This is a genomic window from Halomonas sp. ND22Bw, assembly GCF_003011945.1.
GTDB classification, from domain to species: Bacteria; Pseudomonadota; Gammaproteobacteria; order Pseudomonadales; family Halomonadaceae; genus Halomonas; species Halomonas halophila.
Genome location: NZ_PXWD01000262.1, coordinates 1 through 397, shown reverse-complemented (window position 1 = coordinate 397; position 397 = coordinate 1). Strand labels below are relative to the sequence as shown.

At 65.2% G+C, this 397-nt stretch carries 1 protein-coding gene; it reads left to right on the top strand.

What is annotated here, in order from left to right:
- A partial coding sequence (locus CVH10_RS17985) for a TonB-dependent receptor (protein WP_146143022.1) occupies positions 1-302 on the top strand: 302 nt, incomplete at its 5' end.
- Positions 303-397: the final 95 nt, after the last annotated feature.

The window sequence follows — 397 nt, the reverse complement described above, 5'->3', positions numbered from 1 at the left end:
CGCGGCTGACGGGCGACTATAACACCGGGTCGGACCTGTTCCCGCAAAAGGTGCAGGACGGCTTCGCGCTGGTCAACGCGCGCGTCGGCATCCGCGGGCCGAGCGAGCGGTGGGCGGTCGAGCTGTGGGCGCAGAACATCTTCAACAAGGATTATGCGCAGGTCGCGTTCAATTCGCCGTTCCAGGAAGGCGCCAACACCGCCGCGTTCCAGGATCCGCAATATCCCGGCGGCCGGCAGATCTTCTCGAACTTCCTGGCCGAGCCGCGCACCTATGGCGTGACGCTGCGCGGGCGGTTCTGACCGGGCCGGGGCGGGCGGCGGCATCTGTGTGATGCCGTCGCCGGTCCCGCCGGTACATTATTGTAATGAAATGTTTTCCATGTCGCATCCTGTCG